Origin of the sequence: Streptomyces sp. NPDC048417 (assembly GCF_040651615.1) — a bacterium.
GTDB lineage: Bacteria > Actinomycetota > Actinomycetes > Streptomycetales > Streptomycetaceae > Streptomyces.
The window spans coordinates 1-14,960 of sequence record NZ_JBEZKI010000046.1 but is presented as its reverse complement, the minus strand read 5'-3'; the positions used below and the strand labels follow the sequence as shown (position 1 = coordinate 14,960).

General features: G+C 69.6%; 8 protein-coding genes and 1 pseudogene. 2 read left to right on the top strand and 7 right to left on the bottom strand.

Features of this window, described 5'->3' with window-relative positions; all coding sequences use genetic code 11:
- Positions 1 to 32 precede the first annotated feature (32 nt).
- A complete protein-coding gene (locus tag AB0D59_RS45990; protein WP_362577715.1) occupies positions 33 to 2,339 on the top strand; it encodes an FtsX-like permease family protein in 2,307 nt (768 codons plus the stop codon).
- Positions 2,340 to 2,637: 298 nt separating this feature from the next.
- On the opposite strand, the gene AB0D59_RS45985 is transcribed toward AB0D59_RS45990, so the two are convergent.
- The 4 genes and pseudogenes from AB0D59_RS45985 to AB0D59_RS45970 form a co-directional block, all read right to left on the bottom strand.
- Complete coding sequence (locus tag AB0D59_RS45985) at positions 2,638 to 3,147, bottom strand: hypothetical protein (RefSeq protein ID WP_362577713.1); 510 nt, start codon at positions 3,145 to 3,147, stop codon at positions 2,638 to 2,640.
- Between the two features lie 237 nt (positions 3,148 to 3,384).
- The gene (locus AB0D59_RS45980) at positions 3,385 to 4,200 is read right to left on the bottom strand and encodes an SAM-dependent methyltransferase (protein WP_362577711.1); all 816 of its coding nucleotides are present in this window, start codon (positions 4,198 to 4,200) and stop codon (positions 3,385 to 3,387) included.
- Positions 4,201 to 4,306: 106 nt separating this feature from the next.
- A pseudogene (locus AB0D59_RS45975) lies at positions 4,307 to 4,432 on the bottom strand (IS5/IS1182 family transposase); the annotation flags it as partial.
- Positions 4,433 to 4,501: 69 nt separating this feature from the next.
- The gene (locus tag AB0D59_RS45970; RefSeq protein WP_362577709.1) at positions 4,502 to 5,470 is read right to left on the bottom strand and encodes a winged helix-turn-helix transcriptional regulator; all 969 of its coding nucleotides are present in this window, start codon (positions 5,468 to 5,470) and stop codon (positions 4,502 to 4,504) included.
- Between the two features lie 352 nt (positions 5,471 to 5,822).
- Between AB0D59_RS45970 and AB0D59_RS45965 the strand changes: the two genes are divergently transcribed.
- On the top strand, positions 5,823 to 9,539 hold the full coding sequence (locus tag AB0D59_RS45965) for a S8 family serine peptidase (protein ID WP_362577707.1): 3,717 nt from the start codon (positions 5,823 to 5,825) through the stop codon (positions 9,537 to 9,539).
- Between the two features lie 358 nt (positions 9,540 to 9,897).
- Here AB0D59_RS45965 and AB0D59_RS45960 read toward each other — a convergent pair whose 3' ends face one another.
- The 3 genes from AB0D59_RS45960 to AB0D59_RS45950 form a co-directional block, all read right to left on the bottom strand.
- Complete coding sequence (locus tag AB0D59_RS45960) at positions 9,898 to 10,332, bottom strand: DUF4291 family protein (protein WP_362577823.1); 435 nt, start codon at positions 10,330 to 10,332, stop codon at positions 9,898 to 9,900.
- A gap of 23 nt (positions 10,333 to 10,355) precedes the next feature.
- Entirely contained in the window at positions 10,356 to 10,922 is a 567-nt protein-coding gene (locus AB0D59_RS45955; RefSeq protein WP_362577705.1) for a hypothetical protein, read from the bottom strand.
- A gap of 9 nt (positions 10,923 to 10,931) precedes the next feature.
- Positions 10,932 to 14,960: DUF6531 domain-containing protein (locus AB0D59_RS45950; protein WP_362577703.1), on the bottom strand; the 4,029-nt coding region annotated here is incomplete at its 5' end.

Sequence of the window (14,960 nt, the reverse complement as noted above, 5' to 3'; positions counted from 1 at the left end):
ACGTACGACGTCCCCCCGAGGGACTGAGGCGCATGCGGGCCACCCTGCGCTGGGCGCACTCCGATCTGCGCACGCACCGCGGCGAGGCACTGTTCCTGGTGCTGGCCACGGTCGGAATCGTCCTGTCCCTGCTGCTGGCGACGGCCCTGTTCGGCTACGCCACCAACCCCTGGCAGCGCGTCTTCGAGCAGAGCCGCGGCGCGCACGTGTGGATCCACACCGCCAGATCCGCGCAGTTGGAAAAGCTCCGTGGGCTGGACGGCGTGGAGTCGGTCGCGGGCCCGTACGCCACCGAGTCCACCACTCTCACCTCCCACGGCACCCGCGCCGCCGTGGAACTCCGCGCCACCCCCCAGCACCTCACGATCGGCCGCCCGCTGCTCGCCTCCGGCCACTGGCTCGACCCGGCGAACCCCGACGGCGTGGTCCTGGAGAGCCATCTGGCCCGCGCCCTGCTCGCCGAGCCCGGCGACACGCTCACCCTGCTCGGCACCGCCCGGACGGTGACCGTGCTCGGCATCGCCGACAGCGCCGAACCGCGCTACGACCCGGACGAGCAGCCCGGCCTCGTCTGGGCCCCGCCATTCGTCGTCCACACCCCGAACGGCCAGGTCATCGGGTTGCGCCTGACCAACCCCGACGACACGGACTTCCCCGTGCAGCGCGCCGTGACCGTCCTGGGCTCCGGCGTGATCGGCGAGGTCGCCACCTGGCAGCAGGCGCGCGCCGAGGCACAGGGCGACAACCGGCTGCTCGGCCAGGTCCTGGGCCTGTTCGGACTGGGCGCACTGATAGCCGCGGGCCTGGCCGTCCACGGCGCGATCACCACCCGCATCCGCGGCCATCTCCGCGACATCTCCATCCTCAAGGCGATCGGCTTCACCCCGGAGCAGGTAGTCCGCGTCTTCCTCCTCCAGCACATCGCGTACGCGCTGCTCGGCGCGGTGACCGCGGCCGCGCTGACGCGGTCCCTGGGCAGCAGACTCCCCGGCCGCCTCGGCGACGCGATCGCCCTCTGGCAGAGCCTGCCCGGCCACACGGTGACGCTCGTCGCGATCCCGGCCGGCGCGATGCTGTTCATCGCCGCGACGACGGGACTGGCCGCCTGGCGGGCGGGGCGGGTACCACCGGTCCCGACGCCGCTCCCGTCGATCCGCGGCGCCGCCGCCATCGCCCCGCAGTCCGCCGGACACCTCTCCGCCCTGGCCCGGCGCGCACTGGGCCTGCGGGTACCCCCCGTCCTGGTCCTGGGCTGGCACACCGCCTTCGCCCGCCGGACACGCTCACTCACGACCGTGGCGCGGCTGGCCCTGCCCCTCCTCCTCATCGTCGTGGCGATGAGCGCGTGGACCACCATCAGCCGCTTCCACAGCGAACCCGGCCGGATCGGCCTCCCGGCCGCCCTCACCGTCCACGCGGACGCGGGCCTCGACGACCGGGACACCCGCGCCCTGCTGGCCCGTGACCCGCAGGTGACCGCCGCCTATCCGGGCGTCGAGGTGGCCGCGCTGGCTCCGGGACAGAACGCCACGATCGCCCTGCGCGGCTTCGGCACCCAACGGGACCCCTACCCGTACGCCCTGGCCGAGGGCCGCCCCCCGCGCCGCACCGACGAGGCAGTGGCCGGCCAGGGCCTGCTCGACCTGCTGGACGTGCGCGTCGGCACCTGGATACGGATCACCGTCAGCAACCAGCCGCAGATCCTGCACATCGTGGGCCGCAGCATCGAGACGGAGAACGCGGGCCGGGTCATCTCCACGTCCCTGGACACCCTGCGCGAGAACGACCCCGCCCTCGCCCCCACCCTGTACCAGGTCCGCCTGCGCCCCGGCACCGACGTGCGCCAGGCCGCCGGTCGGTTGACCGCAGCCGGAGACGGCCGCCTGGACGTGCACACCGTGACCAACCCGGCGGACGGACTCGCACCGCTGCGCGGAGTGGCGGCCGGCGTGATAGCCGTCCTCGCCCTGATCGGCCTGATCGAACTCCTCACCACCATCGGCGGCACGGTACGCGAGGGCGAACGCGACCTGCTGGCCCTCAAAGCCATCGGCCTCTCCCCGCGCCAGATCACGGGCGTCACCGTCACGGCCACCGCCTGCACCGCACTGGCAGCGGTCCTGGCGGGCACGGCCCTGGGCGCCCCGCTCGCCCGCTGGCTGATCAACACACAGGGCAGGTCGAGCGGTATCGGGGCGGGCATCGCACAAGGCCCGCCGGTGGTGCTGTTGGCCGTGTTCGGCACGGCCGCGGTCCTGGGCGCGGCGGCCCTGTCCGCCCTCCCGGCGACCCGCGCGGCCAGGCGCCGCCTGGCGGACACGCTGAGCGCGGTGGCCTGACCGACACCGCCGACCCGCTACCTTCCCGTCCGCCTGGGCCGCGCACTCCTGCCGTCATGGTTTCCGCGCAAGCCCACCGTGCTCGCCGACGACCTCCGGAGCGCCCGAACCGGCCCCGGCCGCCACTCCGTCCCCGACACGACACCGGGTTCGACGAGCTCCAGACCATGCTCGGAGTCCAGAAGGTCAGCAGCGCACCCGAGCGGGTCGTCGCCACCCCGGCGACCGGCCCGCTGCGGAAGCCGACCGGCTCTCCTCCCTGCCGGCCCTGGTGGAAACACACCCCGGCCGTGCGGGGTCACCAGGTGTGAGCCACGTCCACCACGAGATGGTTGGCCGTCTGGAAGACCCGGAACGGCAGCCGGGCGCGGACGCCCAGTCCGGCCTGGGTGTAACCCTCCGAGCCACCTGTGACCTTGAACTCCCGGAAGGTCCGGTACCCGGTGACGCTGACGGAAGGAAGCGGCGGGTAGGGCTGTCCGGTCGCCGGGTCGTAGCGCGGGGCGAACAGCGAGATCTCCAGAATGGCTCCGCCCTTGATCGGCACCACGACGTCGCTCGGGTCCTGGTGCAGTACGTCGACGTAGCGGACGGTGTAGCCGATCGGGTCGGCCGCCGTGCCCTGGGCGTCGAAGACCAGCCGGTCGAAGCACTCGTGCTGTCCGGCCCTGACGTCGGCCAGTCGCCTGGAGGCAGCAGAGTCACCGGCCTTGTCCAGGCTTCCCCACGTCACGGCACAGTCCACGGCCGTCGGCGCGGCCACCGCCGGAACCGTGCCGGCCAACAGACCGCCGCCCGCCAGCGTCATCGCGGCCAGTGCAGTACCTATCCGTCGCATGACTACCCCCGGTAGCTCGCGTAGGTGTGTGTCTGTTCAGACCGGCGGCCTTCCGGAAGGTTGTGCGTAGTGGAGTAGCCCATTGCGGCGCAGGGGCCCGTCCAGCACCAGCTGCCCCTAAGACCACAGCGTTTCCCGCGTGCACCGCCACCTGGCGCTGTTCTTCCTGTCCTGTGCCAGCGGGCGCAGACCGCACCACTCCTGTCGTTACGGCTTACGCGCGAGTCCACCGTGCTCGGCGATGACCTCCGGGGCGCCCGAACCGGGCTCCGGCCGCCACTCCGTCACCGAGACGACACCGGGCTCGACAAGCTCCAGACCGTCGAAGAACGCGGTGATCTCGTCGATGGAGCGCAGGTTGTACGGAACGGCGCCGCTGTTGTTGTAGGCGTCCTGGGCCTGCTCGAAGACCGGGTCGATGCCACGCGACCCGTCATTGATGGAGAGGTAACTGCCCGAGGGCAGGGCGCCCATCAGCCGGGTGCCGATGGAACGGGCCTGGTCGTAGTCGGCGACATGGCCCAGGATGTTGCTGAGGATGAGCGCGGTGGGACGACCGAGGTCCAGCGTCCTGGCGGCGGCCTCAAGAATCCGGTCCGGATCCGTCACGTCGGCATCGATGTAGGCGGTCGCGCCCTCGTCGGTGGAGTAGAGCAGCGCACGGGCGTGGGTGAGCACCATCGGATCGTTGTCGACGTAGACGATCCGCGCCTCGGGAGCGAGCCCCTGGGCGACCTCGTGCGTGTTCTGCGCGGTCGGAAGCCCGGTGCCGACGTCCAGGAACTGCCGGATGCCCGCCTCGGAGACGAGATACCCGATGTTGCGACGCAGGAAGGCCCGGCTGGAGCGGGCGATGGTGACGATCCCGGGAAACACCTCGGTGTACGCGTCACCGGCCGCCTCGTCGACGGGGTAGTTGTCCCTGCCGCCGAGCCAGTAGTTCCAGATACGGGCGGAGTGCGGCACCGACGTGTCGATCTTCTGCTGGTCCGCCGGCTCGGGCGTCGTCACAGGGTCGCTCATGAGTCGCGTACGTCCTTCAACCGGGCGGGGATCAGTCGCGGCACATCCTACGATCGAACTCCCTTTTCTTGCTTGCCAGTTCAGTCTTCCTTCCGAGTGGCTGGCCGAGAACCGCGTTCAATGCATCGCGGAGTTCGACGGATGCCGGCTTTCCGGTGGGCCCGCGATCGAGCCGGGCTTCCCTCCAGGTTGTCAACGTCGCTTCGATCAAGCCCCATCGGGCGTCGGACAGATCACTGGGCTACGCAACCTATGGACCCCATAGCGCACTTGACCGGCTCATGCACACCTGAGCGTTCACTCAGATCCAGCCTCGCTTGGCGGCTTCGGTGCCCAGCTGGAAGCGGGTATCGAGGCCGAGCCGGTCCGCGATCGCGGCGATGCGGCGGGTCACGGTGCGCGCGCTCGTCCCCAGTTGCCGGGCGATCGCCTGGTCCTTGTAGCCCGCCTGCAGCATTCTCAGCAGCAGGAGATCGTCCGTGCTCGGCTGGTCGGGGGTCTCCGGGGCCGTCGAGGCGATGGGTTGAGCCCGCTGCCAGTAGACGTCGAACAGCTCGAGGATCGCATCGAGCAGACCCGACTGATGGACGACGGCAATTTTGTCGTACTGTCCTCCGATCAGTGCGACCAGCGCGACCCGACGATCCATGATCCGCAGCCGGAACGGCAGAGACGGCAGGAGCCGGGCCTGCTCGCCGAGCTTGGCCAGGCGGGTGATCAGCTCGAATCGGCCAGGCAGCTCCAGCCCCTCCGGGGTGTAGACGGACCGTATGTCGAGGCCGCGGCCCAGCAGCTCCATCGTGAAGGTCTCCTCCAACTCGACGCTGTACGGGCCCAGGTACGGAGGCCGGTCAAGAACCCAGAAGTGGGTGCGCATCGATTGGGTCAGCTCGGCCACCCGTAGCGTGACCGCCGCCTCACCGGAGATCACCTCCACCAGCTCGGTCGGATCCCCCTGCAGCCGGTTGGCGCGGTACTCACTCGCCAGGTCGTCGACCGCGTCCCACACCGCGGTGAACGCCGCCTCGGTATCGGCCCGGCGCCTGGCGAGCAGGGCGCTCAACGCGGTCCGCGGGCTGACCGGCCGGTACTCGCCGTGTCGTTCTCTTCGCAGCACGCCCAGTTCCACCAACCGGGCCACCGCGTGGTGTATCCGGCTGGGTGTGGCGCCCAGGTGTTCGGCGATCTCCCGCGCCGTCCGGTCCGGCTCGGCCAGATAGGTGCGGTAGACCCGCTCGTCGAACTCGCTGATCCCAAGGGCGTCGAGCACCGGGCATCCTCCTCGTCGTCACCTCCCGGCGGGCCGTCGGGCCGGCAGTGGCGCGATTCGCCAGCTGGCGATATCAGACACGAGCCTGGTCTATACATCTCCCCGCCACAAGCCTTAACTCTGATCGTCCACGCCTGCCGCGATCCCAGAACCCTCACGATCGATCGGCCATCGGCTCCCCCTCCCCCTCTCCCCTCCCCTCTCCCCTCCCCTCCCCTCCCCTCTCCCTCCCTCTTCTCCCCCTTCTCCCTCCCGCCGATCCGTCACTTCAGCCATGAATCGCCTGCGGGCTGCCCCCGGCCCCACGGAACAGTCAGGGAATCCCTTGAGATCATCACCGAGACGCTGGAGTGTGTTCGCCGTCGCCGGCGCCGCCCTCCTGTCGTTGGCCCAACCCGCCGCCCTGTCCGCCGCCCACGCCGCGGCAGCCACGACCAACGGCTCCGACGCTCCCGCCGCGCAGCGCGACGTGCCGCCGGGAATCCACTCGGTCACCCTGATCACGGGTGACGTCGTTGTCACACGGCAGTCCGGTGCCGGCCGCGGCACCGTCGATGTGCGTGGTGCCGCCGGGGCGGAAGCCCAGGCGCACATCATGGAGACGAACGGCGACCTGTACGTCTACCCCGACTCCGTTCTCCCCTACCTGGCGGCGGGCACGCTGGACAGGCGCCTGTTCAACATCAGCCGGCTCGTCGCGGACGGCTACGACGACGCACATCGCGATCAGTTGCCGCTGATCGTCTCGTACGACAGCAAAGCCGCCACAGGGCTGCGTTCCGCTACCCCCGAGGGCGCTACCCGGGTCAGGGCCCTCGGCAGTGTCCAGGGTGCCGCGCTGGCCGAGGACCGGGAGCGGTCGGCGGACTTCTGGCGGGCTGTCACCTCCGCGCCTGCGTCGGGCTCGAGGACCACGGCAGCCGCCTCCGCGTCCGGCAGACCGGCCTTCGGCGAGGGCATCGCCCGCATCTGGCTCGACGGTGTCGTGAAGGCGGACCTCGCCGAGTCCACCGCCCAGATCGGCGCACCGCAGGCGTGGCAGGCCGGTGACACCGGGCAGGGCGTGGACGTCGCCGTCCTGGACACCGGTGTCGACGCCGAACACCCTGACCTGGCCGGCCGGATAGCGGCCTCGCAGAGCTTCGTCCCGGACGAGGACGTGACGGACCGCCATGGGCACGGCACCCACGTCGCGTCCACCATCGCCGGCACCGGAGCCGCGTCGGACGGCAAGGAGAAGGGCGTCGCCCCCGGCGCGCGCCTGCACATCGGCAAGGTGCTCTCCGACGAGGGTTCCGGCCAGGACTCCTGGGTGCTGGCCGGCATGGAGTGGGCCGCGGTGGACCAGCACGCGGACATCATCAACATGAGCCTGGGCTCCTCGGAACCGTCCGACGGCACCGACCCCCTCAGCACGGCGGTCGACCGCCTCAGCGCCGAGACCGGGGCCCTGTTCGTGGTCGCCGCGGGCAATACCAGTACGGACCACAGCATCGGCAGCCCGGCCGCGGCTGACGCCGCCCTGACCGTGGGAGCCGTCGACTCCTCGGACGACATCGCCTACTTCTCCAGCCAGGGCCCGCGCGTCGACGGCGGGCTCAAGCCGGAGATCAGCGCGCCCGGCGTCGACGTGCTGGCGGCACGCTCCCAGTACTCGCCGTTCGGCGAGGGCAGCTACCTGACGTTCAGCGGGACGTCCCAGGCCACCCCGCATGTCGCGGGCGCCGCGGCCCTCCTCGCGGCCGCGCACCCCGGGCTGACCGGCTCCCAGTTGAAGGACCTCCTGGTGAGCAGCTCGAAGCAGACGCCCAAGTACGACGCCTTCCAGGCGGGCAGCGGCCGGGTGGACGTCCCGTCGGCGCTGAGCGCCGACGTCTTCGCCTCCGCGACGGCGTTCGCCGGCCAGGTGACGACGGGTGCGTCCGACGCCGTGAAACGCCCGGTCACGTACACCAACACAGGTGCCGTTCCGGTCACCCTCGACCTGTCCGTTCAGGCCCCGAACGCCCCCGCGGGAATGTTCCGGTTGTCCGCCCCCGAGGTCGTCGTGCCGGCGCACGGCACCGCCGAGGTCACGGTCACCATCGACGGCTCCCAAGCGACGGGGAACGGCCGCTGGAGCGGCCAGGTCGTCGCGGCCGACACCGCGGGGAAGGTCGTCACCCACACGGCGGTGTCGCTGGGCGACGTCACCCACAAGCTGACCGTGGTCCTCAAGGACGCACACGGAAAGCCCATGTCAGGGGTCATCGAACTGCTGCGGTCCGGCGACGACGCGCCCCAGTTCTGGCTCGTCGACGAGACCGGCACATCCCAGATGTACCTCCCGAACGACGTCTACTCGGTGCTGTCCTTCAAGGCCGTGCAGGGCATCCACGGCCCGCACTCGATGGGGATGGCACTGCTCGGTGACCCCGAGGTCGTGATGGACCACGACGCCACGGTCACCCTGGACGCCACGAAGATCGAGCGGATCGACATGACCACGCCGCAGCGGACCGAGGCGACCTACCAGCGCCTGGAGTACGCCCGCTCGATGGGCGGCCAGCTGTGGCGCGACTACATGGAGACCCAGACCAACTACGACAGCCTGTGGGCCCAGCCCACCACGCACAAGGTGACCCACGGCGACTTCTACCTCGGCGCCCGCTGGCGCAAGGAGCAGCCGGCACTGGCCATCGCGACCAAGACCACCGAGTTCACGGACGCCCACCGGCAACAGGACGTCACCCCGCTGTCCCCGGGCCACTACAGGCTTCCGCTCGTGGCCGCCGGCGACGGCACGAACGCGGACTACGCCGGTGTGGACGCGCGGGGCAAGGCGGTCGTCGTCCGCCGCAACGACACGATCAGCGACGCCGACCAGGCCATCGCGGCGATCAAGGCCGGCGCCAGGCTCCTGCTGGTCGTGAACAACACACCCGGGCGAGGGTTCCGGAGCTACAGCGACGACGAGTGGACGCACACCCCCGCCAAAATCGACGTCGCGCTGTTGAGCACGGACGAGGGCGAGAAGCTCCTCGGCCAGGCCTCCGCTCACGGGGCGGCGCTCTCGGTGGACTCGCAGCCGGTCAGCCCTTACGTGTACGACCTGATGTGGACGTGGCACAACCAGATCCCGGACCACCTGGTCGTCCAGGGCGGCCCGAAGAACCTCGCGCGGGTGAACGTCACCTTCGACAGCCCCGACCCGACCCTGGGCGGCGGTGAGTTCCGCTTCGACTGGCCGGTCTACAACAGCACCTGGGGCATCGGCACGACCATGCGTGAGCCGATGAACTCCCAGCGGGTCGACTGGGTCTCCACCGGACCCGGATACTCCTGGAGCCAGGAGGCGTACGTCGACGACCTGCTCTACGAGATCGAGCCGCGCTCCACCTACCGGGCGGGCAGCACGCAGACCCAGGAGTGGTTCAAGCCCATCGAGCGCCCGTACCTGAACGACAACTACCATCCGCCCACCCGCAGTGGGAGCCGGCTGACCCTCGACGTCCCCGCCTGGGGCGGCTCGGACCACGTCGGCATGTCCATGGACTACGAGCGCACACGGCAGTCCCTCACGCTGTACCAGGGTGACACCCAACTGGCCCAGAACGCGGGGAACACCATGGTGCAGGCCGACGCACCCGGTGCCGGCAAGCTGCCTTACCGTCTCGTCCTGGACGCCGGCCGGGACAGCACGGTGAGCCCGTACTCCCCCACGACGCACACCGAGTGGGACTTCGCCTCCAAAGCCCCGTCGGGCGACGAACAGGCCGTCCTGCCGCTGCCGCAGATCAAGTACGCCGTCAGCACGGACGCGGCCGGGAAGACCGCCAGGAACACGACGCTCACGGCATCGGCCACCCAACTCCCGGGTGCCGTGGGCGCAGGCAAGCTGTCGGCGGTGACCCTGGAGGTGTCCTACGACGACGGCCGCACCTGGCGGAAGATCACCAGCGGACATGACGGTCGGTTCGGGCTGTCCGCCCCGAAGCAGGCCCGGTTCGTCTCGCTGCGGGCACACGCCCACGACAGCGCCGGCAACGCGGTCGCACAGACCGTGATCCGGGCCTTCGGCCTCCGCTGACCAAGAGCAGGCCGCAGATACGCGGGACCTGAACCACTGGTGCGGCGGACCACCCCCCCCGGGGTGGCCCGCCGCACCGAGGCGTCATCGACATCTGTTTACGGCATCTGTCGCAGCATGGGACGTCGGGTCGGGTCGGGCCACGTCCGGTCGGGTCGGGTGATGACTACGCCCTCGCCGATTCGTCCTCCCAGGACCTCGAGCGCGAGACGCTGCACGGAAGGCGCTGGACCTCGAAGACGCAGACACGGACGGAGCGAGCGCCCTGCGGATTCAGCGGCGTGAGGTGAGCGGCGCACCGGTGGACGGCGGGGATACCCACTCGTCGCCGACGGGCTGATCCTGAGTCGGGAACTCGCTATCCGTGACGGAGCGTTGATGATGCTCGCCACGTACGGCGGCTACTACAGCGCGACGACGCTCGGAGGCACCTTCGGAAGCGGAGGACTCGAAACCGCCGCCGTGTGGTCGATGGCGGGGGGCGGTCATCGCGATGGTGGTGCGAGGCGAGGGGCTCTGACTGAGGCCAGGGCCGCACTGCTGATTGTGATGCCCCCCCCTGTGGCCGGCCTCCCCTTCGGGGCGACTCGCACCCTACAAGCGACTTCCCGGCCTGGGCCCGGTCCTCGTGCACACCAGGCTGGAAGTGGCTGAGGGCCGCGTGCGCCAGCGCCCGTTCGAACCCGGCCCGTTCCATGTCGATCCGCAGAATTGTTTCCTGGTTCAGCTTCCGGGCCGAGCCGGATATGCCTGATACACCGCGATCGTGGAATCGGCGTATGCCGCCCCGCACGATTCGGACCTGCTCTGCCTCCGTCACCGACCGCGCACCTCGGACGCCCACGTACCCGCCTTGTGAACCTCCGGTCCCTCGACGTGTGTGGCACCGGCTACGTACAGCAGCCACAGCAGCTCAAGGGAGCCGAAGAAGGACTCCCCCCAACTGTCGACCCAGACACGGAGCCGCGACGGCCCCACCCGGACGACGTCCCAGAACTCCCAGCCGCGAGAATCCTCTTCCGGGTCGAACCGATAGATCCAGTTCTGCAACGACCAAGGGCCTCCACCGCTACGGTCCACGTACGCGGTGCGGCCGCGTCCGGCGAATTCCTGTGACGGCGCCTCACCGTCCCGGACCGAGACCGCCTTGAACCAGTCGGGGAACTCGTCCGTCGGCAGGTCTTCATCACCGAACTCCGCCGTGCAGGCGAGGTGGAGGGCAGCCGACAGAACGTGACGTACGCGTAGCGCGTACGCCTCGGGGGTCGTCCCCTCGAATACATCGACGGTGAAAGCGGCCAGAACCGGCGGAGCCGACTCGGTCGCGGGGCGCTGCCGAACGCGGTCCAGTTCGGCGGCGACACTCTCCTCACTGTGGATCATCGCACGATCCTATCTTTCCTGTACGACATCTCCGGAGCCCTTGATGATGTTGTCGCGGAGTTCATCGAGGAGCTTGGCCGGGATCCCGTAGAGGTCCTTCCCCTTGGTCGGATCGGAGATTTCCGGGTACTCCTGGAGCAGGCCTTTCCATTCCGTGCGGGTGAAGGCGTCACCATCAGGATGATCATCCTTGTTCTGCGGCAGAGCGGACTCACGGATCTTGATCAGATAGTCTTCGGGGATCTTGAAGGTGACGATCTGACCGTCGTCACCCCGGTATTCCAATGTGTGCTTGATATTGCCGCTCATGTTCAGATAGAGCTTGCCCTTGCCGGTGATTGTCACCTCGCCGTTCTCACCGATGTGAATCCGCTGGCTCAATGGGTGGTCGGTCTGTTTGCGGTAGACCGAGATCAGGTCCTCGCCGCACTCTTCGAGACCGAGTGGATCGGTCCTGGTGTACGGGTTGTGGACGTAGGTGTTGGGGTTGGGGGCGGGGCTGAGACCTAGGGGGTCAGGGGTGAGATAGCGGGCGGTTTCGGGGTCGTAGTGGCGGAAGTAGTTGTAATGGAGGCCGGTTTCGGGATCGTTGTACTGCCCGGGGAAGCGGAGGGGGGTGTAGGTGGTGGCATCGCTGCTCCAGGTGGTGGCGCCCCAGAGGGTGCTGCGGGCGCGCCAGGCGATATCCCCTTGTTCGTCGACGAGTTCACGGGGAGAGCCCACGAGATCCGTGACGATCGCGAAGAAGCGGGAGTCGATCTCCTGTTGAGGTGCATCGGCCGCGGTGATGCGTTCGGTCTGGGCGATGGGTTTGAGGCCCTGGTGATCCCAGGTGAGGGTGACGGGGTTCGGGAGGTCGGCGGATTGCGTGGTCTGTTCGCAGAGTGTCGCGCCGTCCCACGTGAAGTCGACGCGCTCCGCGACGGTTTCGCCGTCCGTCGCGAGGCGGAGTTTGGCGGTGCGGCGGCCCAGGGGGTCGTAGGTGTAGCGCCAACGGGTGCCGTCGGGGGTAATGACCTGGGTGAGGCGGTCTTCCGCGTCCCATTGGTAGTGCCAGGTGTCGGGTTTGCGGGACAGTCGGGTCTTCTGCCGCAGGGTGATGCGGCCGAGGGCGTCGTGTTCATAGCGAACGTTGCCCGCGCGGGTGATCCGGGTGCCGGTGTAAGTACGGGCGCCCGTGGCCTCGCCTCCGGGGTGTTGGGCAGGCCAGGTGGCGTGTGTCTGGTTGCCGGCGTTGTCGTAGGCGTAGGTCTCGGTCCAGTTGTGGGCGTGGACTGCGGTGACGCGGCCGGTCGGGTCGAGGTCGAAGTGGCGGGTGCCGTCGAGCTGGTCGTCGATGCTGGTCACGTAGCCGTCGGCACGGTAGCTGTAGGACCGGTGCTGTAGCGTGCGGCCGTCCGCTCGGGTCACCGACTGGGTGGTCAGGCGGCCCAGGGCGTCGAAGCCGTGTTCAAGAGTGGCTGTCCCGCCGATGCGGCGCGTCAGCTCCCGGCCTGCTTCGTCGTAGGCGAAGTCGATGCTGCGGCCGGAGACCTGCATCCCGGTGGGGCGGCCGGTGGCGTCGTAGGACCAGGTGGTGGTGGCGCCGGTGGGGGTGGTGCGGCTGGTCCGGCGGCCCAGGATGTCGTAGGTGTAGGTCTGAGTGCGGCCGTTGACCGTCTCCGCGCTCAGGCGTCCATCGCGGTCGTTGAGCAGCGTGAAGGTGGTGCCGTCCGGACCGGTGGCCCGGGCAAGCTGATCGGTCAGGTCGTACGCGTAGGTGGTTTGCCGGCCGGCCACGTCCTTGAGGGTTGTCCGGCCCAGTTCGTCACGTTCGAAGCGGATCGTCTCGCCGAGCACGTTGGTGCGGCTGGTGAGCTGTCCCGCCGCGTCGTAGGTGTAGGTCAGGGTGCGGCCGTCGAAATCTGTCTCCGTGACCAGTCGTCCGGCGGCGTCGTGCTCGTACCTCCAGGTCAGACCCTGGGGGTTGGTGACCCCGGTCAGGCGCAACTCGGTGTCGTAGGCGAAGGCGTACCGAACGCCGTCCGGGCCGGTACGCGCCGACAACAGGTCGAAGTACGTGTACTCGAAGCGGGAGACGGCGCCCGTGGCGTCGGTGTAGCTGGTGCGGTTTCCCCCGTTGTCGTAGGTCCACGACTCGGTGGTGCCGTCCGCGGCGGTGCTGCGAGCCGGCTTCCCGTCGACGGTCCACTCCAGGCGAGTCACGTTGCCGAGCGGGTCGGTGAGTGTGACGGGACGGCCGAACGCGTCCAGCGTGTGCCGGGTCGAAGCTCCGCACGGGTCGGTGATGTGTTCGGGAACTCCGGCGGCGTTGGACTGGATGCGGGTGGTGTGCCCGAGTGCGTCGGTGACGCTGGTGAGGCGGCCCGCTCGGTCGTAGACGGACTTCCTCACGGCTCCCGACGGAGCTGTGGCAGAGGTCAGATTTCCACGCTCGTCGTATGCACAGTCCCACTGCCTGCCGTCCGTGCCGACGACGGTCACCGGCAGCCCCAGTTCGCCGTACGTGACTTGAGCTGTCCGGCCGTCCGGTCGGCCGGCGGAAACGACCCGTCCGTTCTCGTCCCGTTCGTAGCGGATGGTGCGGCCGAGCGGGTCCGTCTCCGAGACGAGTTGGAGGTCGCCGTCCCACTCCTGGCGGGTGGGGTTGCCGAGCGGGTCCGTTTCACGGATCAGGCGCAGCGCCTCGTTGTGTTCGTAGGTGCGGATGTGGCCGAGGGAGTCGGTGACGCGGGTCGTGCGTGATGCCTCGTCGTACGCGAGGGCGGAGGCGAGGGCGCCTCCGGTGCCGCCGGTGGCGGTGACTCGGCCTTGGTCGTCGTACCGGTACCAGTAGGTCGTGTTGTTGCGGTCGGTCCAGGAGGTGATGCGGCCTTCGGGGTCGTAGGTGTAACGCCGCGGCAGGCCGGAGGAGTTGGTCTCCTCGGTGAGGTGGCCGTCCTCGTAGCCGAAGGTGACCAGGGTGGTGCCGGGCCGGTCCGGGTGGGCGGGGTCCGTCAGACGCAGGCCGGTGATGCGGGAGCGAGCGGGGTCGTGGTCGAGAACGATGCGGTAGCCGCCGGAGTGGACGACGGCTGCGGGGATGTCGCCCGTCTTGTACTCGATGGTGACGCGGTTGCCGTTGCGGTCCTGGATGTACTGCAACGGCAGGTCGACGGCCGTGTCGTCGGCCGCGGGCACAGGGCTGTGGAAGACGTGGTCCAGGCCCGCGTCGGGGTCGTGAACGCGGATACCGCCGTCGATCTCGGTGTCCCAGGACAGCAACAGGCGTGAGCCGGGGGTGTTCGGTCGGACGGGTTCGCCGGTGTCGGGATCAGGGGCCGGGAAGCAGAGACGTGCGCCGTCCGCGGCCGCGTAGACGAAGCCCTCCTCGTCGGCCTGGACGCGCTGGTCGAGGGTGGAGGCCCAACTGGGCCCGAACCAGCCGCCGAAGCGGTACGAGGAGATGTGCGTGCGCTCCAGAACCAGGGGCAGCACGCCCGGCAGGGACACGTCGGTGCGGGACAGGGCCATGTCACCGGTGGCCACGTCGATCGGGTCCCGCACAAACGTCTTGATCAGGTTGCGGATCGAGGCGGGCAGCTTGTTGAATCCCGGGTTCAGCTTCAGCCGCTCGAAGGCCGCGCAGTCCAGCCCCATCGACTTGCTGAGCCTGGCCAGCGCCGCGGGCCCCAGCGCCTTCAGCCCCTTGCCGAGTGCCTTGCCCAGCACCCCGAACCCGACGCCCATCACCGCGCCCTCGGCCAACAGACCAGCCAGCTTCTCCGGGTCCTTGAACGCCCCCGGATCCTCCAACAGGGTCTGGAACGCCGTGAACTCCATGCCCCCCTTGGCCATCCGAGCCACCTCGGCGACCCCACGGATCTCCTTCAGCGCCTTCAGCGCCCGCTCCACCCCCCGGATGACCTCCATGATCCCGCGCACGGCGGTCCCGAGGGCGGTCCCCTCCTCCTCGATCCGCCCGACCAGCGCCAGCACCTTCAGCGCCCGCTCCCCGGCCATCAGCGTGGACGCCACCTCCGAGGCTCCCGCGGTCAG